The sequence below is a fragment of the Peribacillus sp. Bi134 genome (assembly GCF_918698065.1).
Taxonomy (GTDB): Bacteria; Bacillota; Bacilli; order Bacillales; family DSM-1321; genus Peribacillus.
Genome location: NZ_CAKKLN010000001.1, coordinates 319,178 through 345,530, shown reverse-complemented (window position 1 = coordinate 345,530; position 26,353 = coordinate 319,178). Strand labels below are relative to the sequence as shown.

The 26,353-nt window shown below is 37.6% G+C and carries 19 protein-coding genes, 3 pseudogenes and 1 riboswitch; of the genes and pseudogenes, 3 read left to right on the top strand and 19 right to left on the bottom strand.

Annotated features, from left to right (window positions below; genetic code table 11):
• Positions 1 to 210: 210 nt before the first annotated feature.
• From LQ188_RS01665 to LQ188_RS01655, 3 genes are all read right to left on the bottom strand, one after another.
• Complete coding sequence (locus tag LQ188_RS01665) at positions 211 to 897, bottom strand: response regulator transcription factor (protein ID WP_101225055.1); 687 nt, start codon at positions 895 to 897, stop codon at positions 211 to 213.
• The gene (locus tag LQ188_RS01660) at positions 894 to 2,342 is read right to left on the bottom strand and encodes a HAMP domain-containing sensor histidine kinase (protein ID WP_230175856.1); all 1,449 of its coding nucleotides are present in this window, start codon (positions 2,340 to 2,342) and stop codon (positions 894 to 896) included. Before LQ188_RS01660 ends, LQ188_RS01665 begins: the two co-directional genes overlap by 4 nt.
• A gap of 614 nt (positions 2,343 to 2,956) precedes the next feature.
• On the bottom strand, positions 2,957 to 5,215 hold the full coding sequence (locus LQ188_RS01655) for a metallophosphoesterase (protein WP_230175855.1): 2,259 nt from the start codon (positions 5,213 to 5,215) through the stop codon (positions 2,957 to 2,959).
• Positions 5,216 to 5,935: 720 nt separating this feature from the next.
• Positions 5,936 to 6,114: riboswitch (Lysine riboswitch) on the top strand.
• A gap of 132 nt (positions 6,115 to 6,246) precedes the next feature.
• On the opposite strand from LQ188_RS01655, the gene dapA reads away from it, so the two are divergent.
• A complete protein-coding gene (gene dapA, locus LQ188_RS01650; RefSeq protein WP_101225060.1) occupies positions 6,247 to 7,143 on the top strand; it encodes a 4-hydroxy-tetrahydrodipicolinate synthase in 897 nt (298 codons plus the stop codon).
• Between the two features lie 261 nt (positions 7,144 to 7,404).
• On the opposite strand, the gene LQ188_RS01645 is transcribed toward dapA, so the two are convergent.
• On the bottom strand, positions 7,405 to 7,896 hold the full coding sequence (locus LQ188_RS01645) for an Lrp/AsnC family transcriptional regulator (RefSeq protein ID WP_230175854.1): 492 nt from the start codon (positions 7,894 to 7,896) through the stop codon (positions 7,405 to 7,407).
• 236 nt (positions 7,897 to 8,132) lie between these two features.
• On the opposite strand from LQ188_RS01645, the gene LQ188_RS01640 reads away from it, so the two are divergent.
• Complete coding sequence (locus LQ188_RS01640) at positions 8,133 to 9,047, top strand: DMT family transporter (protein WP_230175851.1); 915 nt, start codon at positions 8,133 to 8,135, stop codon at positions 9,045 to 9,047.
• A 137-nt stretch (positions 9,048 to 9,184) separates the two neighbouring features.
• Here LQ188_RS01640 and LQ188_RS01635 read toward each other — a convergent pair.
• The 12 genes and pseudogenes from LQ188_RS01635 to LQ188_RS01575 all read right to left on the bottom strand — a co-directional run.
• Positions 9,185 to 9,462, bottom strand: a pseudogene (locus tag LQ188_RS01635) (DNA alkylation repair protein); the annotation flags it as partial.
• Between the two features lie 231 nt (positions 9,463 to 9,693).
• Positions 9,694 to 11,256 carry an L-serine ammonia-lyase, iron-sulfur-dependent, subunit alpha gene (gene sdaAA / locus LQ188_RS26920; protein WP_363320530.1) on the bottom strand — a complete coding sequence of 521 codons (1,563 nt, stop codon included), beginning with the start codon at positions 11,254 to 11,256 and terminating at the stop codon, positions 9,694 to 9,696.
• A 70-nt stretch (positions 11,257 to 11,326) separates the two neighbouring features.
• Entirely contained in the window at positions 11,327 to 12,508 is a 1,182-nt protein-coding gene (locus LQ188_RS01620) for an amidohydrolase (RefSeq protein ID WP_101225064.1), read from the bottom strand.
• A gap of 14 nt (positions 12,509 to 12,522) precedes the next feature.
• Entirely contained in the window at positions 12,523 to 13,758 is a 1,236-nt protein-coding gene (locus LQ188_RS01615; RefSeq protein WP_230175849.1) for an MFS transporter, read from the bottom strand.
• 162 nt (positions 13,759 to 13,920) lie between these two features.
• Positions 13,921 to 16,239, bottom strand: a complete 2,319-nt coding sequence (locus LQ188_RS01610) for a helix-turn-helix domain-containing protein (RefSeq protein WP_230175848.1) — start codon at positions 16,237 to 16,239, stop codon at positions 13,921 to 13,923.
• Positions 16,240 to 16,461: 222 nt separating this feature from the next.
• Positions 16,462 to 17,022, bottom strand: a complete 561-nt coding sequence (locus LQ188_RS01605) for an HPP family protein (RefSeq protein ID WP_101225067.1) — start codon at positions 17,020 to 17,022, stop codon at positions 16,462 to 16,464.
• Positions 17,023 to 17,216: 194 nt separating this feature from the next.
• Positions 17,217 to 17,749: pseudogene (locus LQ188_RS01600) on the bottom strand (GNAT family N-acetyltransferase).
• Between the two features lie 183 nt (positions 17,750 to 17,932).
• A pseudogene (locus LQ188_RS01595) lies at positions 17,933 to 18,232 on the bottom strand (zinc-binding dehydrogenase); the annotation flags it as partial.
• A 26-nt stretch (positions 18,233 to 18,258) separates the two neighbouring features.
• Positions 18,259 to 19,437 carry a sulfate adenylyltransferase gene (gene sat / locus LQ188_RS01590; protein WP_230175846.1) on the bottom strand — a complete coding sequence of 393 codons (1,179 nt, stop codon included), beginning with the start codon at positions 19,435 to 19,437 and terminating at the stop codon, positions 18,259 to 18,261.
• A gap of 68 nt (positions 19,438 to 19,505) precedes the next feature.
• Positions 19,506 to 20,102, bottom strand: a complete 597-nt coding sequence (gene cysC / locus LQ188_RS01585; RefSeq protein WP_230175844.1) for an adenylyl-sulfate kinase — start codon at positions 20,100 to 20,102, stop codon at positions 19,506 to 19,508.
• A gap of 12 nt (positions 20,103 to 20,114) precedes the next feature.
• Positions 20,115 to 20,987 carry a sulfite exporter TauE/SafE family protein gene (locus LQ188_RS01580; protein ID WP_230175843.1) on the bottom strand — a complete coding sequence of 291 codons (873 nt, stop codon included), beginning with the start codon at positions 20,985 to 20,987 and terminating at the stop codon, positions 20,115 to 20,117.
• Between the two features lie 330 nt (positions 20,988 to 21,317).
• Positions 21,318 to 22,037, bottom strand: coding sequence for a glycosyltransferase (locus LQ188_RS01575; protein WP_230175842.1), 720 nt, complete (start codon positions 22,035 to 22,037; stop codon positions 21,318 to 21,320).
• Positions 22,038 to 22,337: 300 nt separating this feature from the next.
• Between LQ188_RS01575 and LQ188_RS01570 the strand changes: the two genes are divergently transcribed.
• Positions 22,338 to 23,417: a glycosyltransferase gene (locus tag LQ188_RS01570; protein ID WP_101225074.1), complete on the top strand. Its 1,080-nt coding sequence runs from the start codon at positions 22,338 to 22,340 to the stop codon at positions 23,415 to 23,417.
• Between the two features lie 61 nt (positions 23,418 to 23,478).
• Here the strand turns inward: LQ188_RS01570 and LQ188_RS01565 are convergent, their stop codons facing one another.
• The 3 genes from LQ188_RS01565 to LQ188_RS01555 are packed head-to-tail and all read right to left on the bottom strand — an operon-like array spanning position 23,479 to position 25,916.
• Positions 23,479 to 24,204, bottom strand: coding sequence for a sulfotransferase family 2 domain-containing protein (locus LQ188_RS01565; protein WP_230175839.1), 726 nt, complete (start codon positions 24,202 to 24,204; stop codon positions 23,479 to 23,481).
• A gap of 35 nt (positions 24,205 to 24,239) precedes the next feature.
• On the bottom strand, positions 24,240 to 24,953 hold the full coding sequence (locus LQ188_RS01560; protein WP_230175837.1) for a glycosyltransferase: 714 nt from the start codon (positions 24,951 to 24,953) through the stop codon (positions 24,240 to 24,242).
• Positions 24,954 to 25,010: 57 nt separating this feature from the next.
• Positions 25,011 to 25,916 (bottom strand): NAD-dependent epimerase/dehydratase family protein, encoded by a 906-nt coding sequence (locus tag LQ188_RS01555; protein WP_230175836.1) that lies wholly within the window; start codon positions 25,914 to 25,916, stop codon positions 25,011 to 25,013.
• Positions 25,917 to 26,353: the final 437 nt, after the last annotated feature.

Below are 26,353 nucleotides of genomic sequence, written 5' to 3'. Positions count from 1 at the left end.
TTATGTAGCAAATTGACATGTTCTTTAGGTTTCATGATGTTTTTTTCTCCCTTTTATTTTTAGTTGCTTACTTATTCAGTCTTCATTATGTTAATGCTTAACCTTAAACTCCCTCTAAACAATTTCTTAAAAAATGATTAACTTATTAATAAAATTTCTTAATGTTTATAAAAAAAACCGCCACTTCGTGACGGGTCCTTAACATGCTATTTAAACATTAAAGCGATACCCTGCTCCCCAAACGGTTTCCAAAAATTTAGGATGTGCAGGATTTCTTTCAATTTTTTCACGTAGTTTCCTGATATGGACGGTTACAGTCGAAACATCCGCAGCCGATTCCAATCCCCAAATATTTTCATAAAGCTGCTCTTTGCTTAATACTTGATTCGGATGCATGACAAAAAACACCAAAGTATCGAATTCCTTTGTTGTAAACGGCACCACTTCTCCGTTTATGTGAACTCTGCGCGCTGACTTATCTATTGAAATCCCATGAACATAGATTGAATTAGATTTGGGGTGACTTCCTGATAAACGTTCATACCGCGCTATATGCGCTTTCACTCTTGCAACTAGTTCACTTGGACTAAATGGTTTTGTAATATAATCATCTGCCCCTAGACCAAGCCCCCTAATTTTATCGATATCTTCCTTTTTGGCGGATACAAGCAAAATCGGGATATTCTTGACAGCACGTATTTGTTTACATATCTCAAAACCATTCAACCCTGGAAGCATGATATCCAAAATGATTAAATGATAATTTCCTTGAAGGGCCTGTTGGAGACCTGCATCACCAGTATGTTGAATATCAACACTAAAATCATTAATTTCCAAATAGTCCCTTTGCAATTCAGCAATACTGACTTCGTCTTCAATAAGTAATATCTTTTTCACATTTCCTCACCTTTCTTTATGGAAAAAAAGACACTTGTACCTTTTCCTATCTCGCTAGTAGCCCAAATATCTCCACCATGCTCGCCGATAATTTTTTTTGCAATCGCAAGTCCTAAACCACTTCCACCCGTCCGGGAATTTCTAGATTCCTCAGCACGATAAAAGCGGTTAAATATATAAGGCAAAGCAGAAGATTCTATTCCATAGCCATTATCCGTTACTTGTACAACAACATCATATAGTCCTTCATGCAGAGAAATGGAAATGTGTTTTTCATCTTTATTCATATACTTTACACAATTGCTGATCAGGTTGGCCAATACGCGTTTCAGTTTCTCTCTATCCGCTGTCACGTATATCGGTTTATTCACCTGATGAAGTTCAATCTGGATCCCTAGTTGAAGTAAATCCAGTTGAAGTTCTTCTACGTAGTCTTTTAAATACTTATCTAACCTGACCGTTTCAAAAGTGAATGGTTCTTTTTTCAAATCCAACTTGGAAAATAAAAATAATTCATCTATCAATGAATCCATATCTCTTGCTTTTAGGTATACAGTCGATAAATACTTGTCCATTTTCTGTGGGGTGTTTGCTACTCCGTCTTTAATCCCCTCAACATACCCCATAATCGAAGTGATCGGTGTTTTCAAGTCATGGGAAATATTAGAGAGAAGCTCTTTGCGATTTTCCTCATACTGAAGCTGAATGTTTACGGACTCTTTTAACTTTTTTCTCATTTCCTCAAAAGCTCTATTCAATTGCCCGATTTCATCATTCGAAGTCGCCTTGATTTCAAAGTTTAAATCTCCTGATTTTATCCGCTCTGCGCCTTCTTTAAGAATTGAGATCGGTTTGATGATGCTACGTGAAACTAAATAATTTAATAGTCCAATAATCATTACAAACAGTAATAACAATAGAGCGAATAAAATGGGAAAGAGCTCTCGAGTCAGCTCGGCATATGAACTTGCCTTTCTCAATACAAAAATACTTCCTTCACTTTTATCAGAAAAATAAAAATCAAACTTCACATAGGTGAAAAAAAAGTCTTTCATTTTGATTGTGTCCCGCGTATTGATATTCGTTTCTTCGAACTTGGGAAGTGATTGTATCAAGCCTGACTTATCTAGTGTTTGGGACGCATAATCAATGTTTTTACCTTTTCTAACGACAATCTTAATATCTCCATGTTCAATCTTCTTCAGTTGTTCTTCATTTAGAAGCTGCTCAGGATTATTTTTTGCCAAAAGCTTTAAATCGAGAAACACACTCTCCTCTACTGCAGTCAAAGGTTTTTGGAGATAAGATTTTTTGTATAAATGTTCTATCGCTTTTACATCACCTGTTATCGCAAAAATAAGTAAAAATCCAGCTGTTAAAAACAAAGTGATGGAAATAAGGATTACGCCAACGTAGGACAACAGAAATCTCATTTTAATTGACAAATATTTTCACCCCGCTTCGATCTTTCGTTTACTCATTTATAGAAAAGTTGTTTATCTGCTGTTCTTGCATAAAAAGATGTTTCCCACGATAACTTTTTTAGTACTAAAAAAAACATATCACACAAATCTTAAAATTTTCTAAAATACATGGAAAAAATCCTATTCTATTGTCGGTTTACAGTTTTTTTATTTGAAAAACGTTCCAGCTTGATTTCAGAAATCCGCTCACTTTCCGCCGACTGTCTGCCAAGCCTACTCGATGCAAGCGTCTGTGGGGTCTCGGCTAGCCAGTTTTTCGGCAGGAGTGTCGCATATTCCTTCAATCCATTGGGTTTGCAGTTCACATAAAACAAAAAAATCATGCAGTATAACCAAGTCCTTATTTAGTTTTGCCTGCAGTTTCTTTATTTAAAAACGTTCCAGCTTGATTTCAGAAAACCGCTCACTTTCCGCCGACTGTTTATCAAGCTTCCAGCGGGGTTCCGGCTAGCTTGTTTTTTGTTAAAATATTTTTTATTTGTCCAGAGTTTGTGAGACATAGAGAAAAAGCGAACTTCCCCTTAAGGAAAGTCCGCATTTTACAAATATCAAGAAAAGTTCATCTGTTCTTCTCTTTACTTTGGTGAAACGATCATTTGGTCATCCAATCTAATATCGTCAATCGACCAAAACCAATTATTTTTAGCATTATGCATTCTCCATTGTAATTTCATAGAGGCAGCATCTTCAGGAACATTAATCGATTTAACTTCATACTTATTCAAAACATGTCCATTTTTATTATCCGAAGCAGCTTTATTGTCATAAACGAGAACTTGTTGTTTTTCCCCATTATCAAAGACAGCAGTCACTTCAGCTGTTTGCGTTCCTTCTTGTTTATAGTGGGATGCAAATCCTAAGTATAGCTCTTTGGCATCATCAACTTTTATAGTAGGTGAAGTTAATGTACTATCAAAAAAGCCTTTTGCTGCTGGTGAACCGTTATCATCCCATTCATCAGGATCCGCTACTGCTATAACACCTTGACCAAGTTCAAATTTGTTACGCTCCTGGTCTTCTGCTTTTGTCCAAAAGTTCTTTGTTGTGAAGCTCCAACCTTGCCACTCTTCTGTACCAGCTGGCATATTCGAGCTATTCGTAACCGACCAGCCATTAGGAGCTGTATGGCTCCAACCGAGAATGGAACTTGGAATGTTTTCATTCACTGCTGGCTTTAATGCAGACTCTAATTGGTCAAAACTTTCTCCAAGCATCATGTTGACGAATACATTTATATTCTTGGAGCCAATTATTTGGCCTTCCTCGTAAGCAGTAATCTTGAATTGTGATGAACCCGATATCTCCTTGCTAGGTGTAACTTTTATTGTCAACATTTTTTCTTCTGTTCCTGATAGCACATACTCAAGTTCATTGTGCTCCAAACTCCAACCTTCAGGTGCATCAACTTTAATTTTCCCGTTCATACTTTTACTTCCATAATTTTTCACCTTCACTTGGAGTGCAGTCGATTCACCTTCTGTTACTAAAGAAGGAGAAGCTTGTGCCGAGACCATTTCCAGGGCTTTTGTCTGACCATCAGCCAGTAACACCTTTTTACTGCTATTGTTAAATGAATCTAGTGCTTGTACCTTAATTTCATAATCAGTACCTGGCTTAAGTCCAGCAACAGGGAACTCTAAATTCTTTGGCACAGGATCATAATAGAATTCAGAAAATGCGGTGAAATCTGCGTCCATCTCCCCTGTTTCCTTGTTTTTGGCTGTAATGTGATATGAATGTACGAGTGCGTTATCTTTTGCCTGTGGAAATGTTACATTTAAACTTCTTAGTGTAGATTTTTCTTCTACAATCGAAGCCTTATCTTTAACTGCAAAAACCGGTGGTAACTGATCTCGATCGTCTGTATATTTAAATTTATTTTTTTTAGAAGGATTTTTTATTACCCTTGGTTTTCCTGTCCAATCGTCTTTATGAAAGTCACGTTTTTTAATGACAACTTCATTATTATAAACTTCTACAATCATTCCTTGACTAATATCCCGATATCCTTCTGGATGGAACCCTTGAAGTTTACCTGGCTCCAATTCCAAATAACTTACAGAAGACGTGCCAACTGACGTAAAGTCTTTTTGATGAATCGTTCTCGGGTCTTCGAGTGGATAATGAGAATGGCCTGAAAATGTAATAACCTGTGGATGTTTCTTTAAAGTATCATATAAAAGTTCTTTATTTTCCTGAGTTCCCCACAAGTCACTTCCATACACAGTGTCTTTAATGTGTTGATGAAGAAAAACAAAGATTGGTTGGTCCGGATTCTCTTTTTCTGCTGCAGCTAACTTTTCACCTAGCCAGTTAATTTGATTAACGGAATATAAACCATGCGTATTACCATTTTCCGGACTTAACGTAATAAAATCATATCCATTTACTTTTTTATGATAGTAAAGAGAATCCATTCCTGTTTTCTCGAGAAAACGATCTTGTGCCTTTTCAACGGAAAGTCCATTCCAATAATCATGGTTCCCCATTGTAAACATGGATTGGACACCACCTTGTTTCTTCTCATTATAAATGGAGAAGAACTTATCATATTCAGTAGCGTATCCATAGTCCGTTAAATCCCCAACGACAACAAAAGCATTCTGTCTAGGCGCAGCTTTATTTAATTGATCCATGGCTGTTCTGAACTTGTTCATATCAGCTGTTGATCCATCATCAATATGCACATCACTGATTACTGGAAAAACGAGCTCTGGTTTACGTTTATTATCTGAATTTGAAGATTCCGAGAATGCTTGTACACTTGATAAAGAAGTTGTTAATCCTACCGTTACAACTGTCAGCATTGCTGCAAATTTATTTTTCCCTTTCAAAATCAATACCTCCTATTTATCGTTTAGCTAATTATGTATTTTTTAAACAGATCAACAACTATCCTCCTTGTTTATAAATTTTTAAGGTGTTTACCAATTAAAATAGTAACTTTACATTATTAATAAAATATAAGACCAATGTAATTTATATATTAATAAATCAAAAAAGGACTAAGGCCAGTATTAAGTTCCATTCACTTTTGTTTCGTTTTTGGTATTGATTTTCAATTTCTTAATGGGAATGGGGTACTATCCCTCAACTACGTAGTTACCCGTAAAATGGTAATATTTATACAGATGGTAAATGATTCCACAGTGCATAGAAATACCAATTTTCATATGGTAAAGTCTAGAAGAAGGAAAGGAGAGAGGTTATTATAAAAAATTATTAAATATTGTGATGGTAATAACTCTTGTCTTTGGACTGTTTTTTGCGATTGCACCGATGAATAAAGCATTAGCATTGTCCTACGATAATACAAACCCTTATTCGACAGGTTGTGCTTCTAAAAGCTCAATCACCTATGAAACAGAATATATCTATAAAACTATTAATGTAGAGATTACATAATCTAAAAAAGATGAATCCAGCCCTATACCGTATCCATTTTCATTGATTATTCATGTATTCTAAAAAAAATTCTCTAAATTGCCTTGCAATAGAAAGGATTCCTTGTTATATTACAGTCAATTAAATATTTTCTTACTTCATACTTTTGAAGTGAGGATAGAGGAGCAAAAACCATTAGTACACATTTTGAGGAGAATGAGATCCTATGACTATTGTGGAAAGGGGAATTTGCCGAAGCCGAAGGAATCTCATGTTCTTGAAGCTGGTTCTGCTATTGAATAAATACAGGACTGTCATATAGGAAACTATATGGAGGGCTATCTTATGCGCGGAAACATTTTTTTGATAAATATTGTTTCTACTGCAGCAGCGAATCCTCGTTGTTGCTTTTTTGCGTTTACTCCTGAATGGCCCACCACCTCTGAATATTTTTAAAAATCATACAAAAGGGTGTGAAGTTATGAATTTTGGCCAAGTTTTAACCGCAATGGTTACCCCGTTCAATCATAATGATGAGGTTGATTTTAATGCTACGAGAACTTTAGTAAACTATTTAATTGCTAATGGCTCTGATGGATTAGTAATAGCTGGTACAACTGGAGAGTCCCCTACATTAACAACAGAAGAGAAACTAGATTTATTCAAAATTGTTGTTGAAGTTGTTGATGGAAGAGTTCCTGTCATAGCTGGAACTGGCTCAAATAACACGAAAGCTTCCATCAACTTAACAAGGCAAGCTGAGGCAGCAGGAGTCGACGGAATAATGCTCGTTACCCCATACTATAACAAGCCGTCTCAAGAAGGATTATTTCAGCACTTTAAGGCTATTGCCCAATCAACATCTTTACCGGTAATGCTCTATAATATTCCAGGACGAAGTGTTGTAAACATGTCAGTAGAGACGATTGTTAACCTCTCAAGAATCAACAATATTGTGGCAGTAAAAGAGGCAAGTGGTGACTTAGATGCCATGGCACAAATCATAAGCAAAACAACTGGTGATTTTACATTGTACAGCGGCGATGATGGGTTAACATTACCGGTTTTAGCCATCGGTGGAACAGGAATTGTTTCGGTTTCTTCACACATAATTGGTAATGAAATGCAAGAAATGATAAATAGCTTTAAAAATGGTGATGTCCATGGTGCTGCCGCTACACATCGTAACCTTCTTCCAATCATGAAAGCATTATTTGCTGCACCAAGCCCCGCACCAGTAAAATCAGCATTAAATATGCGGGGGTTAAATGTTGGAGGTGTCCGGTTACCATTGGTCCCTTTAAACGATGAAGAAAAAAGAGCACTACAAATGGCTCTACAACCTAGAAACGAAGAAGCTGTTTTGTTAAATAAATAAAGATAATGATTCATTCAGCATACTTTAATACCGTTTTTCTAATTAGAGACCATAATAAACGGGATAAAATTTTAAAAAGCAGTGCAGCTCATAAAGAGTGCACTGCTTTTTAATCGATCCACGGCTCAGTGCTTAAACTGGTAAGAATAATCTTAAATGACTCGTTCCTTGGGATCCAATCTATAAAGGACTTCATTTTCTTATTTCTTCTACCTTTTCTCTCTCTCTTGTTCTATAAAACACGTTCGATAAAGTGTACTTTTACGAACGGGACTTTTCTTCCCATATAGGTAAAACAGTTGAATATTTAATTTCTCTAAGAGCTAGGCTAGTTTGAATTTTTGTTATGCCTAGTTTATTTAACTTTCTAATAAATATTTCTAATTCCTTCCGATCTTTATTAGCCACTTTTAGAAGATAATCATACTCACCAGTTAAACAATGACACTCTAATACTTCTGACATAGAAGCTAATGCCTTTTCCAAAACTTCCAGTTCTTCAGCTTGATGTATATTTGTACTAATAAAAATGAAACATAATAAATCAAAACCTAGCTTCTCCTGGTTTAAAATTGCTACTTGTCCATTAATAAACCCTTCATTTTCCAAACGTTTTATCCTTGAATGTATAGCTGGGGGAGATAACTTGACACGCTTTGCAAGCTCAGTATTACTTAACTGTGCATCCTTTTGCAGTAAATCTAAAATTTGAATATCAACATTATCTAGAACCTTGCTTACGATAGATTCCACTTATAGTCACTCCTTTTACAAATGTTCCAAAAATAGTATCACTTCAATAGCAAAACAAAATTTTATTCTGTTTATCGGCAATATTTATTAATATTATTCTAAGTTTCTTCTATTATACAAAATAATATATTAATAACGATCTAAAATGTTAAAATTATTAATAAATAAATGCCATTGTGCACAATGGCTTCGATCCTTTTACTTAAACAGTGAAAGATGTAAAGGAGCAGAATGAAATGCAATATTATTATTTTTCGTTATTACTTTTAACAAGTTTGTTATGGGGTGGAAACTTTGTCGTTGGAAAGTCGCTTGTCGAACATGCTTCACCGATGACATTGACGAGTTTAAGGTGGATCATTGCTGTTAGTTGTCTTTTGCCAATTGTATGGTGGAAAGAAAAAAAGATATTTCCTCCTCGAAGTGCAATCCTTCCTTTATTTTTGATGGGAATTACAGGTGTGGTTCTATTTAACCTATTGCAATTTGTAGCATTAGAGAAAACATCAGCGACTAATGTTGGATTAATATCAACATTAAACATGATTTCAATTGCTATTTTTTCATTTTTCTTTTTAAAAGAAAGAATTAATATTCTACAAATGTTTTCTATGTTTTTTTCGCTTATTGGCGTAATACTTGTACTTTCAAAAGGAAATATTGATCTTTTCCTTTCATTACGATTTAATACAGGTGATTTATATATGATGGCTGCTGTATGCATTTGGGGAATATATTCCGTTTGTAGCAAATGGGCAATGGTAACGACAACACCCATGATGTCTACGTTATATTCTGGTATATTTGGACTTATAGTTCTTCTACCGTTTAATTTTCCCAAATTTTCAGTGTCTAATATAAATACTTCCTTCATACAATCTATTTTATATACAGGCGTTATCTCAACTGTAGCATGTATGGTACTTTGGAATATTGGTGTACAAAAATTAGGTACAACAACATCAGGTATTTTCTTGAATTTTAATCCTATTTTTACTGCAATTTTAGCTTTTCTATTATTAGGTGAAAAAATGACGTGGATACAAGGAATTGGTAGTGGTATTGTGATTATAGGCTGTTATTTGTTCTCACATTTTAAAGCGAAGGTGATTTTCAAAAAGAATTCTAGACAATCGCAGATTCAAGCATGATATTTTTTCAAAGTCTAAAAACATAATATCTCTGGTGATTACTTTTCTATATATACAAGAAAGCCTGATCCAAGGTGGATACAGGCTCATTTGTTAAAAAAACTTTACGGATAAGGAATAATAAAAAAGTGCTAATTTTAACATCTTACATACTTGCGTTTAAAACCAATCCTTCCTGTTTCGACTTCTTTTTGAATACTTTCGTAAGCTTTTAGAAAGCTGCTTTTTTTCTTGTCAGCCTTTGCGGTCTCGACTGCCTTTTCATGGTGCGGCAAATATGAAATCCCCACGGTGTATAGAAAATTATTCATAGCTGATTTCGTTCAGGCGAATCGTGAATTGTATTTTTCACAAGGTCAAGCATATTGGAAATCTTTCTTTCTGAAAATTCAACGTCTAGTTGATTCCCTGAAAGCACCGTCTAGCTGAAGAGCTTTATTGCACGAGGACTTACGATGCTATGTCCTATGCAGGCATTGGAATTTCCCCTATTAAATTTTGCCCTTAAGATTGGCATCACATTATAGACAAAAGGCATTCGGAACGAATTCATTCCGAATGCCTTTTACGAATTTCATTCGCATATCATGCTTTCTTGCATCAGCGAAAATACGATTACGAGCTTAATTGATGATTTTATAGGTAACTACTTAGTTTGAACCAATACAATTTCGTCAATAGTCGGAATCTCTCTTTTTAATAAAGATAAGAGAGTGTCTTCGATTGTATTGTCGATTTCACAAATTGTTATTGCAGCACCATTGATTTTGGAACGTTCATTGGCCATACGGGCTATATTGAACCCTTTTTGATATAGAATTTCCGATAATTCAGCAATAACCCCTTTTTGGTCAGAATGACGAATAACAAGTGTTGGCCTTTCACCTGAAAATTTAAATGGATACTCATCGAATTCCTGAACCTCCACTTTACCACCGCCTAAAGAGCTGGCCAAAACCTTTACAGTACGTGTGAACCCTGTCAATTCTACGAGAACCGTATTTGGATGGTAGCTTCCAAGCACCCGTTTCGTGAATTCATATTGTAAGCCATTTTCCTCAGCAATTTCCTTTGAATTTGGAATGCCGTCATCCATGGTAGATAACCCGAGCACACCGGCTAAAAGAGCTAGGTCTGTTCCATGGCCTTGATAGGTTTCTGCGAAAGAGCCCATCAGCGAGAACTTTGCATATACTGGATTTTCATTTAGTAGCTGGCGGGCAATATTCCCGATCCGGACAGCCCCTGCTGTATGGGAACTCGAAGGGCCAACCATTACGGGACCGATGATTTCATACGCACTTTGGTATTTTGCCGGCCCACAGCCACTAGTTTTTTCATTTAAAATCTGCTTCTTTAATTTTTGCCCGGTCGGAGTTCCGGCAAGACCGCCTATCCCGGTTTCTCTCAACGATTCGGGCATTTGCTGTCCGACTTCATGCATCACATGGATCACTTCATCCGGCGGGATGACCGAGGCTATCCCGGCTAAAGCCATATCCGCAGCAGCTTGGGCGGTAATTGCATGTAAACCGTTGCGGATGATGCACGGGATTTCCACCAGCCCAGCAACCGGGTCACAAACCAAACCCAGTGAATTTTTCAAAGCAATTCCGACGGCATTTCCAACCTGCATTGGTGTTCCACCGGCAAGCTCTACCAGGGTGCCGGCTGCCATTGCGGTTGCTGATCCTATTTCAGCTTGGCACCCGCCGGCTGCCCCTGATATCGAAGCTTTATTGGCAACAACTAAGCCGAGAGCAGAGGCAGTGAATATTGTCTGTACAAGCTGCTCTCGGGTAAATTTCCCGCTGTCAAGTGCGTGAACAAGGACAGCTGGCAAGATTCCCGCTGAACCAGCTGTTGGCGTTGCCACAATCCGCCCCATTGCAGCATTTACTTCTGATACCGCGAGCGCATTTGCTGCAGCATTCAATGTTTTAGGATTGACAAATGAATTACCGTTTTGGGCATACTGATAAAGACGGTTTCCATCCCCACCAGTCAAACCAGTACGCGACATGACTGGACTCATTGTACCTCTGCGGACAGCCTCCTCCATTACAGTAAATTGTTCTGACATTTTTTCGATAATCGTTTCCCTCGAACAGCCTTTCTGTTGTACCTCTGTTTTGATCATCAATTCCGAAATAGTTGAGTTTTCCTGCTCTGCTTGTTCAATTAACTCTTTTAAATTAGTAAATGACATGTGATCACTCCTATAAAGAAGAAGGTTCCCACGCCGCAGGCATAAGAACCGTCCCCTTTTTCCCTTTTTTTTACTTCTGTCCAAAATATTCCGCAACCACTGCAGCCATTGCTTTTGCCGCGATGATAAGGCTGTCCTCATTAATGACAAATTTAGGATGATGGTGAGGATAAACTGGTCCATTCTCCGGCTTTGCTCCAACATAAAACATACTGCCAGGAATTCTTTGCAAATAGTAAGCAAAATCCTCTGAACCGGACATTGGCGGTGTTTCCATTAATGCTTTGATTTCAGGAATTCCAGCCTTTTTAATCCCATTTACAACCAGTTCAGTCATGGCATTATCATTCACCAAAACAGGGTAATCATGCGAATATATTAAGTCATAGGTAATGTCAAATTCTTGAGCAAGCCCCGCTAGGATTCGCTTGAATTCCGTTTCCACTTTAGCACGAACTTCACTGGACATGGTTCTAACGTCTCCTTCAAGTTCCACGCTGTCCTTTATGACATTAAATGATCCCTTTCCATCAAACGAGCCAATCGTTACCGTCGCCATATCAAAAGGATTGATTCGGCGACTGACAATCGTCTGGGCTGCTACAACAAAATGGCTTGCTGCGACAATACTGTCATTGCTTGTATGCGGCATCGAACCATGTCCGCCTTTTCCTTGGATTTTCACTTTGAAATATGAGCGTCCGGCCTGCATTTCTCCAGAACGATAGTAGACTTCCCCGGTCACCGACGGGGACATTAGGTGAATACCGAAAATACTATCCACACCTTCCAAACATCCATCTTCAATCATGGCAATCGCTCCACCAGGAGGCGTTTCTTCCGCAGGCTGATGCAAGATAACGACGTTTCCTCTTAATTGGTCTTTCATTTCGATTAATGCTTCGGCTAATATCATTAAATAGGCAGTGTGTCCATCATGACCACATGCATGCATAACACCTGGATTAACCGATTTAAAAGGTACATCTGCCTCTTCCATAATGGGCAGTCCATCAAAATCAGCACGCAGGGCAACCGTTTTACCTGCCAGTCCGCCTTCGATTTTAACTACCACTCCATATCCGCCAACATTTGTCCGTATTATTACATTTTTATCTTTATAAAAATCAGCAATATATTGGGCCGTTTTTTCTTCTTTAAAAGATAATTCAGGATGTTGATGGAGATATCTGCGTATTTCAATCATTCTTTCTTTTTTCTCTTCAAGTTTTTGCATTAGTTGATCTAACATCATTTTCCCTCCTATTATTTTTCTGTTTTAACGGTAAGTAAAACTAGACCGCATATTACTACGGCTATTGCCAAGGTGATAAAAACGATAGAGAACGATCCACCAGCCATGGAAATTAAAGCACCGAATGCCATTGGTGCAATAAAGCCCCCAAGCGTTCCACCCGTATTGACGATCCCAATAGATGACCCAATTACTTTCTCAGGCAAAATTTTGTGCGGCCAAGAGAAAATTCCCACAAAAATCGTGGTTAGTAAAAATGTGAGTACATATAAGAAAGCAATGGAAAGGGCCAAGGAATTTGAGAATACTAAACCAAGAAACAACAAGGATGAAAGGACTGAACATACCATTAACAGTAACTTTTCCTTGCCAGCGAAATATTTTGTCAACAATACACCTGCAAATATGGAGGCTAATGTTCCTCCAATAGCGTTCACTGCCAGAATTATCCCTACCGTACTAATGGATAATGAAAATTTTGTCTTTAGGAAAGTTGGCAGCCATGACATATTTCCGTAAAAAGCCACATTCGCCAGCAGCATGGCAACGAATAAAATAATTACATTTCGATTAGAAATCACTGACTTAAAACTAACTTGTTTCTTTTCAATCTTCGTTTTGGCAGTTGGTTGGCTATTTGGTACCAATAAAGCAACCATAAGTAACGCAATGGCAAAAAATGTCCCCAGTGCATAGTAGGCATAGTGCCAATTTAAGTCAATCAGCCGTGCCCCGATTACAAACGCAAAAATTCCGCCAATTCCACTCGTTGACAAAATGAGCGATTGAATAAAAGTTCGTCTTGTTTTCGGGAAATTTTCGGCGATTCCTTTTGAACAGCTTGGAGGATAGCCTGCATGGCCAATACCAGCCAAGAAACGAATCAAAATAAACACCAATAAGCTTCCAGCAAGGCCAAATGCAAATGAAAATATCGTAATGAGCGAAAGCGAAAGCATCAGTACCTTTTTATATCCAATCCTATCTGCGAGCCATCCCCCAGGTATCTGCATTAACGAATAACCCAAGAAAAATAAACTCATTATCAAACCGGTTTGACTTGTTGTTAGATGGAATTGTTCTGCAATTGGGATAATTGCAGTCGAAATCATGTTTTTGTCCATGTAAATCATGGAATAACCAGCCATTAAAGCTGTAGTCAACAAAACTCCACCGGTATTCTTTTCCTTTGATACCGAAAGTTTTGCATCGCTTTGCTTCTTAATCGTTCCTTGAGAAACAGACATAAAAGGCTACCTCCGAATTAATATTTATGTAATCGCTTTCTTGTCTTCATTATAATTTTTTTAACTATTTAAAACATTCCAATCATTGCCGAAAACACACTCCATCATTTGCCCTTTTTCATAACTTGGCTTATCCAAACAACAAAAAAAGACCATTAAGTTTTAACCTAATGGCCTAATTTCAAAGAGATGAATGGCATTTAACGTCAAAGTGGATTGTAATAAGAGCTCCGAGGCAATGTTTTCCTCATAGATTTGCAAATCTGGATAGGCTCGCTGCTTGAGATACGTAATGATCTCTTGATCATAGATATACTGCTGATTGAGATTGAGCCAATTAAAGTAAAATGCACCGTTATTTCTATCGAGAATGTATTTGCGAATTTGATAAGTGCCAGAAGGCAGCCCTGAAATCATGATTTTCTTTTCCTTTGTTAAGGAGCTCAAAAAGAAGCTTTCGACAGAATAAGTGGGATTTACATAGGAATTGTTATATATAGCTAATTGGTACCCTTGTTTCCCCTTCGTCAGTATAAAGTCCTCACCTTCGGCTAAAATTTCTTGCCCAATTTTTGCGATTAAATGCATGTTAAAAAACGCCGGACGTTTTATTTGATAATAATAAAGGAGGGCAATTCCATTCATTGCAATATTATCATTATTCATATTACTATTTTCTAATGAATGGGTATCAATCCAAAATCCCAAACCGGAAATCTCTTTTATAACATCAAGCATGTCTTTAAAAATGAGAGCTGATCGAAAAAAAGTTCCACTTAAATTTACTGTATTACCGTAAAGTGTATTCCAGTTTGTCAAGTAAATTGGTGTGCCAGCCAAGCCAGCTGAAGAAAGGTTTGCTTTTAATTCAATACACGACTTTTTTATATAATCTTTTACTCCCTTGAAGGAACTGTTATCCATATCGGTAAAGTCCAATTGTTCATTTGGATTGCAGCTGAAGCACACCAGGTCAATTTGATCCATTTGCTTTAAAAATTCAGTAACTGGGACTGATAATCCTTTTTCTAAGGAAAATGGTACATGGATTCCAACTTTTGCGGTGGAAGCCCTCTTTTTAACAGTTTGAAGGTATTCTTGATAAAAAGTCCGGGCTTTTTGATCCCACTTGGAGAACACCAATTCAAATTGCCACTTCCCGACAAAGTCATCTCCAAAATAACTGACGGCGTGCTGTAAAAAATCATCTAACATCCTTATATAATCGGGGCTGCTTACGACTTCCTTTTCAATCTCAACGCTAATGAATGGAATTAAACCCAGCCTTTGAAATTCGTTAAATAACGCATCAATCTTATAATAAGGCCCTCCTATTTGCAAAAACGGGTCCATTGTCGTAAAAGCGGGAGATAATAGGTTCGTGAAATAGGCATATTCAAAATGAAGCTGCTCCTGAACAAGCTTTAATTCTGCTTGGACTTCTTCATTTAATGCATATTCCAGCTGTCCAATCACCAGTAATCGCTGGGCTTTATCCCGGACAAGAATAGGCTCTTGCGGAAGATTAATATGTACCGCAGAAACCCCCGATTCTTTCACCGTAACATTTTGGTCTTTTTGCGAAATATACTTGCTCAATTCAATTAAAAAGTGCGGCGAATTCACCAGAGTATATTGTTCGCTTATATTATTTACTTCCTGGAAAGGTTCTTTTTTATGAAGACCACGATATTCTGCAGGTGTTTGATTGTACATTTCCTTAAAAGCCTTGTTAAAAGCTTTCACATTTGGAAAACCATTATTTAACGAGACTTTCATAATGGTATGATCGGTATATAACAGCTCATGAACAGCTGATTTCAAGCGGATTTGTTTTATATATTGTGAAAAGCTGACACCGACAGCCTGCTTGAAATAACGGGACAAATAGTATAGTGATAAATATTGCCGTTTGGCAATCTCTTCTAAAGACACTTGTTTACGATAATTTTTTTCAATAAAAGTAAGGATTTCCCTAATTCTTTCATCCTTCATTTCGATAAATCGATTCTGCCCGAGATGTGTGGTTTTGAAATTTCGGATAAAGAGTGTAACTAACTTGTAAATCAGGCTGTTGATTTCAAGTTCACTTCCATCCTGCTCTTGGTAATGTGCGATCAAAATTTCAGCCAAGAGTTGACGGATCTGATCAAACAGAAGATATAGCCCATTATCCTCTTTGGATGAATGGCAGTCGAAATAACACACATGAATATCCTGATAAAGCTGCTCGATGGAATTTAGGGGAATTTGCAGCAATAATACTACATTATCTTCGTGCCCCTTAACGGTATGAACATCATTAGCATTAATTAGCAGGAGATCATTTTCCGCCAAATGCCAGGAATCTTGATTGACGATAGCTTCAACTTCTCCCCGAATTACGAAAAGAATCTCTATTCCTAAATGGATATGCTGTGAGTGATGGCGAATATTTTGCAAACTGATTTGATAAGAATCTCCTAATGTAGGTTCAGACATGAACATTCACCTTTTTTAATGGGATTTTACCACTCCCCATCAAGCTTTAGCAAATCATTATCATACGTTATTTTATGTAATGTGATGGTAAGTAAGGTTTTTAATTCTATTAGTAAGAAAAAGCGCAGCTCCCCGCTTATTGAAGTAAAGCAGTTATCAAATAAGTGAGGAGCTATAATACAGTCACAAATGAAGCACCCGTTTGGTTAATATATTAATTTTTCAAAACCAGTGCTTTGGATATTGTCTTGTTTGAAATAAGTTATTATAGATCATCGATATAAATACTAATAATAAGGTACCTATTACAATTGAAATCAGGAATCCCCAACCAGCTTGAGAATTAATAGAAACAAGGGCACTTGCCGCTGCGGGGGGATGAACAGTCTTTGTGCAAGTCATTATAATCAATACAATAGCCAATGTTAGACCGATAATGAGCAGGCTTTTACCAAAGAAGCTCCAAATGATAAGAGCTGATGTAGTAGAGATAATATGTCCTCCAATAACATTACGTGGTTGAGACAAGAGACTTTTATGCGCACCAAAAACAATAACACAGCTCGCCCCAAGAGGAGCTAATGCCATAGGGTATCCTAAATGGAAAGCTATAAAACTAATAATGATAATAGCAATGAGCCCACCTGTAGCTGAAACAAAGGAATCCATATAATCTATTCTGTCTTTTTCCCTAGCTTCGCCCTTCATTTTCTTTAAGTATGCTGTTAAACCTATGTTTTGTTGATTGCTCCAACTTTTTTCAAGACTTTTTTCTAATTCCATAATTTATGTTTTCCTCGCGTTTTCTAAGTAAGTCGACAAGTCGACAGGGTTTTTATATATTGTTATCTTACAGGAAAACAATGAACTTTAAAATATATATCTTAATTTTCATTTTTTGTTTTCCATAAAACAGATAACAACTTCCCTTATATCTGTAAGCATTGCGCGAGTGTTCCTAGTACTTTGTTAATTCATTAAGGCTTTACCGATAATAAAGAGTATAGATTAGTATCAAAAGAAACATCATTTTGGTACATATAATCTCTCAATATCCCTTCTTTTTTGAAGCCTAAATTTGTCAGCAACTTATTGGATGCTTTATTTTCAATAAAAACAATTGCTCCAATACGCGTTAAGTCAAGCTCTTTAAAACCATAGGAAATCACTTTACTGACAGCTTCTGTTGCATAACCTTTGCCCCAATAATTTGGGAAAAGTGCATAGCTCAGTTCTGCTCTCTTATGTTCATGGAACCATTCTTGAAATCCAATCGTTCCAATAATGCCATCCGTTCCTTTCAATTCAATTCCCCATTTAATACCACGTTTTTCAACAAAATTCTTTGAAAAATTCGTAAGGATTTGCTTCACCTGTCTATATTTGTTAATGGAGGTTGCCCATAATATCGTAATACATCTGGATTGGAAAAACATTTTAATAAATCCAGTGCATCCCCTTCAGCCAATTCTCTCAAGACCAATCGTTTTGTCTCTAATATTGGAAACATTTTTCCACTCCCTTTGCTAAAACTAGATCTATATCGTTCCAGAGGCACACCTCGTTAACACCGTACGTACTACCCTGACATATATCAGACTTCCATTTTTAAAAAAGGTCAGCCAGGTATACACCGGCTAACCTTATGATTAACGCATCCCTTAGCTTTATAAAAACTTACCTGTTTCATTTATTAGGATTTGCCACCATGTTCCAGTTTCATGGCGATATTTCCCTTCTTGTGTCCTTTCTCTACATATTTATGGGCTTGAACTATTTCTTCAAACTCATAATATCTGTCAATGACCACTACTAACTTCCCCGCTTCAACAAGTTTTTTGAGGAAGTTTAGAGCTTCGGGAGTTTCAGGTGAATTTTGACTCAATATCAGCTTCTTGCCTGTTGTCAATTTTGTCCATAGCATTCGTACACCGGGTAACGGCTTGGCAACATTTAGATAAGTTCCGTCCTTCTTCAGCGATTTTATACAAGCGTAGGTCTCACCGCGTTTACAATAGCTTACTCGCCTTCATTTATCTTCATGCCTCTAATAAGAACTTCAGCCACTTCAGGACGTGTAAACTCAAGTGGCGGGACAAGGCCGTTCCGGAGCATTTCCCTGACTTTGGTGCCACTTAATATAAACCTATCTTCATCTTTGTGGGGACATGTTTTCAGGGAAGCCATATTCAAACATTTTTTGCAGTAAAAGCTATGTTCAAAGAATAGAGGTTTAATGCCAATTTTCAGCGGATCAAACTGGCTAAAAATTTCTTGGGCATCATATGTCCCATAATAGTTGCCTACACCCGCATGATCTCGGCCGACAATGAAATGCGTGCATCCATAATTCTTTCGGACAATTGCATGAAATACTGCTTCCCTGGGCCCAGCATAGCGCATTGCTGCTGGGTATATGGCAAGTAAAACCCTATCCATTGGATAGTAGCCTTTTAGTAAGGCTTGATAGCTTTCCATCCGAACATCCGCAGGTATATCATCTTTTTTCGTTTCACCGACAAGAGGATGCAATAATAGTCCATCAACGGTTTCCAATGCAGTTTTTTGCAAGTATTCATGTGCACGGTGTACTGGGTTTCTCGTTTGAAAACCGACAACAGTATTCCAACCTAAATCCGTGAACATCTTTCTCGTTTCGGAAGGGCTCATATGAAATTCCCCGAATGGCTCATGCGATGACCTATTTATTAAATAAATTGGTCCCGCAACATAGATATCCCCTTGTCCAAACAGCTTTTTAACCCCAGGGTGATTGGGATCGTCTGTTTTGTATACGAGTTTTGCTTCCTCCAGTTTATCGTATTCAAACGTTTCTTCCACCTGTATGATACCAGCAAGTTCTCCGTCATCACTGTATAAAGCGACCTCATCGCCGATGTTCAGCCGGTTTGCCTCTTCCTTCGTGACAGGAAGAGTGATCGGTATCGTCCATGGCAAGCCATTTGCCAGATGCATATCTTTAATGACACTTCGGTAATCTTCTTTTCCCATGAATCCTATAAGCGGGCTGAACGCTCCGTTTGAAATCATTTCCAGATCGGAAACATTCCATTTCGAGATGGTCAGGGACGATAAGGATTTACACTTTTCCAAGTATTCCACACGGTCATTTCTTGATATTTCACGTTGAATCAGTTTCCCGCCATGTGGATCGATACTGGTTCTTTGAACCTTCATTTATAACCCCTCAATCATTTGATTTGGTTTGTTTCATATTCTCTTTTACTAATTCGGCCAAGTCGATGTTAAAGACCATTGTCCTTTAAATAATTCATGACATGCTGCACACATTCTTCAATGGTGTATTGACTGGTTTCAATTAGTACCTCCGGATTTCCCGGTTCTTCATATGGAGCCGAAACGCCTGTGAATGAGGTGATTTCGCCACTTCTAGCTTTCTTGTACAATCCTTTGGGATCCCGTTTTTCGCAGGCTTCGATGGGACACTTTACATAAATCTCAATAAACTCATCCTGTTGTACTTTTTTTCTTACTTCCTCCCTGTCACTCGCATAAGGCGAAATGAAAGTGGCCAACACTACTATTCCGCTATCCACAAATAGTTTGGAGACTTCTCCGATTCGCCTTATATTCTCTTTACGGTCACCAGAGCTGAAACCAAGGTCTTCATTTAATCCATTCCGTAGATTGTCTCCATCTAAAATATATGTCGAAATTCCCATCGCATGCAGTCTTCCCTCGACCATGTTGGCAATGGTGGACTTACCTGACCCTGATAAACCAGTAAACCAAAGAATATAGCTTTTATGTCCGTGCTGAGCTTGCCTTAGCTCTTTCGTAATGGAAAAAGAATGTTGATGGATATTCTCTTGTTTACTCACACTATCTCCCCTTTAATTTTTATGGAGCCCCTTTTTGTTGTTCCGGATGACAAATACCAAAGAACCTGCCCATCCGATCAATATCAGCATATATATGAAGGGGACCCAATGATCCTGAAGAGACCATGTGCCAAGCAGCGTTCGAGCATTCGTCAAAATGATAAAACCCCCGACAAGGATTCCCAATAAATAAGATGGCAATTTCGTAACGATCCATGCAGCAATCGGAGCAGCAATAATCCCCCCTACCATCAGGGAGGTTACCCAAAACCAGTTCACTTCCTGCCAACCTAATGCAATGAGAAACCCTAAGGTTGCGGAAACAGCAATTGCAAACTCACTAGTGTCAACTGTACCGACCACTTTTCTGGCAGGAACACCGTCTTGGGATAATAGGACGGGAGTTGTGATAGGACCCCAACCGCCCCCACCCGTTGCATCTGCGAAGCCCGCTATCAATCCCAATGTGATCGATTTTTTTCTTGAAAGATTAATTGATTTCTTTTCACTTTTTGTCTTAGACGTTTTTAAAAAGCGGAAAAGGACATACACACCAAGAATCAGCAGAAATATCGAAATGTATGGCTTTATCTGATCACCAGGTAAGTTACTTAAAAAGCACGCTCCTGCAAATGCCCCGATAGATCCAGGTATGATTAATTTGTAAAGTGCCTGGCGGTCGACATTCCCGAACTTCATATGTGAAATGCCTGATGCGGCGGTCGTCACGACTTCTGATAGATGAACGGATGCAGAGGCCACTGCCGGTGCGATTCCGAATGTCAGCAACATCGATGTGGATGTAACCCCATATGCCATGCCTAATGAACCATCGATCAGCTGAGCCAGAAATCCGATAAACGCAAATATAATGAGTTTTCTCATTTTCTCCTCCTACAAAGCATTCCTTTTTTATATCGTACCTGTTGTCCCTTGTACTGTATCAACCAATGCACTTACGCTCGTCCACTGTCGATTAACGCAATGAAGCCCTTCCTGACAAAAGCTTTAATTCGTGACAGTCCCCTATTATTAAGGAAAATGAATGATTTCTATAAGATATGCAAAGAGCTTTATGTATGTTATAGACTCATATAAGAATTAGGTAATTTCATTTGGCCACCCTCGAGGACCCGTGATGAAAGTCAAGCCCTTTCAACAACTAAAGGAGGTCCCTGTTTATAAAAACAGGGACCTCCTTTACATCTTGCTCACCTATTGTTGTTTCCTAAGTTCATTTACCAATAATTTTTTCATTTTGGCATGATGTCGATTAACCACCAGTCTATTTTCCCTTTTGATGCAGCCTTCATGCTTTTTAGAGCCCATTTCTGTATGAATCCTATATAGTAATAACGGTTGAGGCACAAAGAGAAACTTGAAATTTTGCAAGATCCGCAACCATAAATCATAATCGTGTGTGTATAGAAGCGACTCATCAAATATTCCGATGAGCTCAAATACCTTCTTGTGAATCATGACCGAGCAGCCATTAATAATATTTCCTCTGATCATTGCTTTAATAAGTTCAAGCTGATTAGGTGGGTATATCCCTATAATCGGAGTAATGATATCGCCATTATCATCAATGCAGTAATAACTAGTATAACTGAATCGTGCATCTTCCCTTACCATTGCTTCCAACTGGATCTCTGTCTTCTCAGGGTAAAAGATATCATCTGAACTAAGCCAGCATACATAATCGCCTGTTGCATTTTTGATGCCGGTATTCAATGCACTGGCCGTTCCCCCATTTTCCTTTTTGATATATGTTATTTTATCTAGAAACGGATCGATTCTTTCTGAATATAATGTAGAGCCATCATTGACTACGATAATCTCAATATTTTTGTAGGTTTGGTTGAACAAGCTCTCCAAAGCTTCATCGATATATGGACAATTATAGAATGGAACAACAATCGATACTTTAGACATTTATGAACCGCCTTTCAATTGATTACCATGTATTTCGTGAGCATCAGGGCTATCCGTTTTATAAAGAAAAACCATTTTTCATATTAATATTTATTTCACACTAATTAAGATATGAACCATTCCCAATCGAGTCATCCCAAATTAAAACGGCTATAAATCCAATTTGTGAATCATACGTATATTACATGGCTCTTTGTCACATCCGTTCAAAATGGATGATTTGTGATAACTTTTGTTTTGAAAGGTAAAGTCCAACCTAAATATGAGACCTGTTGCTCCATTATTTTAAGGAGGGGAATAATGAATATATTGTTTGTTTTTTATGTTCCAAGTGGTGGAGTGGAAACATTAAATCGGCAACGATTTGCCGCACTAAAAGAATACGGTATCGATGCTCATTATCTATATTATGATAACAGAAGGAATTTCTTGAATGACCACAGTGCCCCAACTTTTATTACGAACGATGATGCTGAAATTCAAAAAATATTGGAAGAGGGAGATTATTCCGCTATCGTGGTCGTTTCAGATTTCAAAACTTTACCGAGATTCAGGTCCATGGGGTATAAAGGAAAAATGATTATCGAAATCCAGGGTTACGGTCCAAAACATGTGGCAAGATCGGCTCTTTCAAATGCAATCCCAGATGTCAATGCCCATGCAGATGGATTCCTTAACCCAAAGACTCCTCATATCATGCAATTATTAGATGAACTTTACCCAACGTTCCCAAAGTTCAGTTTTAATAATTGCTTTGATACAAGTCAATTCTGCTACAAACCAACACCTTTAGATGGCTATAGAAAAGTGGCTTGGATAGGAAGGATCGAAGATAATAAAAATTGGAGTGAATTCCTGAAGATCGGTTATCAACTAATTAACAATCATAATCCGAAAATACAATTACTTATGTTCGAAGATCCCACCTTAAGTGACCCTAACGAAAGAGATAAATTCAATAAATTAATAAAACGGTTAAATTTAAGCTCAAAGCTTACTTTGCATTCAAATGTCCCAAATTCCCAAATGGCTGATTTTTTCTCTGAAATTGGGGATTCCGGAGGCTTTTTATGCTCCACTTCAAAAGTTGAAGGTGCCCCTTACGCACTCCTTGAAGCGATGAGTTGCAGATGCCCTGTGCTGACGACGGATTCAGATGGGGTCAGGAGCTCAATCATTCATAATCGAACGGGAAAGTTTTACTCTTTAGGAAATATCGATAATGCAGTCAGAGAGGCAAAGGAATTAATGAATAACCAGACACTAAGGGAAAGCATCCGGTCAAATGCCCTTGAGCACGTCAAAACTCATTTTAGTCCTGATTTGTATGCACAAAACTTCATCAATATGCTGGAGTCCTTAGGAATAGATTCCAAGTGAAAAGAAACCGCCGGAATTTTTTTCATTCCGGCGGTTTCTTAATTGACTATCATATTAGGAACTAGTTTGAGGCGCTTTGTTCCATTTTGAAATTTTCCAATTGCTTTTGCTCGTCTACTGTAAGTGATTGAAGTTTTTCGTAAAGAAGTTTTTTGGCAAAATCATATAATTCCAAATCCAATGCGTTATATTTTCTAATCAAGTTTATTAAGTCCGATGGCACTTCTTTTTTGGCCAAGCGATTTTTAGTAATATTTTTTCTTGTATAATGGATATCCCCCCAGGCATATTCCTTTTTCAGGCAAAAAAGTGTTTCATTGAACAACTCAGTGACTCCCACCACAGAAAATGACTTTAGGTTTTCCTTGGCTTTTTCAATATCAGGGATCTCCTGGCTGCCGCATACCATCAATGTTTGTAAATTGGGTGCTTCAGGCCCTTTGACTACAAACTCCTCCAAGGTCATGTCTTTAACCATTTCATAGCCAGGATAATCCTTCAAAAAATAATAGGAAGAAATGACACGGTCTACCGGGTCACGTAACATCGTAAAATAATTGAATGGCCGTGAAAACTCCTGATGTATCCCATAGAAATAATGACCTGTAATCGCTTTGATATTCCTCTTTTCCGCTTCCGTTAATTCATCCATTTTCATCATCTTCATTTCAAAAGAGTCATGATCATATATTTCGTTAAGCTTGTATTGTTTTTTAAATATTTCATTTAAAGTCGTTCCACCAGTTTTGGGGATATGCATAAATATATCGAGAAGACCTTCAGACATAATGATTCCTCCATTCTAGTTATAAAAATCGTGCACTATAAGTTCTTTAAATTTTTTTTGAGAATGGGCCGGTAATGGGTTTCAATCGTAAGAATATCTTTTAACATCTCAGGTTGGAATCTGCTTGTACCCGATTCTTCATGTATTCTGAACTTCGTTAAGACTTCATCCAAATAATACATTTTATAACCATTTACCAATAAACGAAGCCACATTTCATAATCATGGGTATAACGATGATATGGATTGAAGTAACCAACCGCCTCGAATACATCTTTCTTCAAAACGACAGTACAGCCATTCACGGCATTACGAAGTAAAAAAGCATGGTACACTCCGTTTTCAATATCAGAAAAGCGTTCGCCGGTCCAAGATAGAATGACTTCATCATTTTTGTTTATACTATCAAAATTCGTAAAACTCACCTTTGCATTATGTTCGAGCATAAACGAAATTTGCAGTGACACCTTTTCAGGAAGAAAATAATCATCCGAGCTTAACCATGCGATATATTCTCCCGTAGCAGCATGTATCCCATGATTCAATGCAGTAGCAGTTCCCCCGTTCTCTTTTCTTAAATAACGGATTTGTTCCAAGAACGGCTCGATTTTTTCAGTATAAATTGTCGATCCGTCGTCGACGACAATGACCTCTACATTCTTATATGTTTGATCAAGCGCACTTTGAATGGCGTGATCTATATAGGGACAATTATAAAATGGAATAATGATTGATACTTTCGGCTCCATTGCCTACCCTCCTGAAGAATTTATAGCGTATTTTTTCGAGTGCCTACAATTGATTTATCACTTTTCCTTTAATTCACGATGAAAGGCAAGGATGTCCATTAAAGATGATTCAAGTGGGATATTAGGCTTCCATCCTAAATTCACTAGCTTAATAGGATCGATTGCCGCTTTATTTTCGATTAAATCATTTCGTTTTGAATTGACCTTGATATCACCTGTCGTTACCGACCTAAAGCCTTCTATTATTTCTTCTAAAGAACGATTATTACCTGAAGCAACATCATACGTTCCTCCAGACTGCCCCTTTCTCAAAAGAAAATCATATGCTCTCACTGCATCTCTTACATCCAGAAAATCACGTTGGTCATTCGGATTATCGACTTCAAGGACCTTTTCCATTCCCTTCCTTTCCATATCTGCAATTTTTTTCGCAAATATGGAACATACCCCATTTGAAAATCCAGGTCCAATTAGATTGGCTGGTTTTGCAATGATGATGTCCATGTCATATAAAACCGCCCATGATTGTGCTATAAGTACTTGAAGTGTTTTACTTAAACTATAAGGATGTGGAATGGAAGAGATCGAACCAGGATCAATTTGAAGAGCTGAGCCAACTATCACCATTTTACAGGTTGGACTTTCTTTGCGAATTGCATCAATTAAATATGCAGTGGACATGGTATTTGCCTCCAGAGTCGATACAGGTTCCGACCATGACTCCCCAACGTGGTTTTGTCCAGCTAAATGAAGAAGGTACTGAGGTTTGGTCCTTTTGATGAGGTTCTTTACATCGGTTTCATTTGTCAGGTCACAGCATTCTGCATGTATCCTACCTTCGAAATTCATCTTTTTTCTTGAAACCGCCGTAATATCAAATCCTGATTTCAGGAAGTGTGCGCATGCATGCCTGCCTGTAAACCCACTAGCCCCTGTGATCATTAATTTCCCTTGTTGATTCATTGATTTCTCATCCAATCATTATTGATATTAATAACCGCTTTAATCGACTCAAGGTTATCCAAATATTCATTGATAAAAGGATTCCGGATATACTGGTATTTTCCTGACACACTGGGTCAGCATGAACAATCGCTCGTAACACATCAAAACGTTATTGTTCTATAAATCACCATTAGCAGCTATTTACAAATCCATAGTAATCATAAACACAGTCTCTTATTACACTATGTTTAAACCCCTCTATTGCTATGGGCTGTTCTCACATCTACCGTCAAAAGGGCTTTCACTTAAGGATGAACAATATCTTAAAAGCTGGACTTTTTTTGAGCTGAAAATTGTGGGAATATTCGTTTCCATATATAAGGATATTTTGGAAGTGGATTTTTCAGGAGGGTTGTACATAATGGGTCAATATGCTGCGACAGGAAAATGCCAAA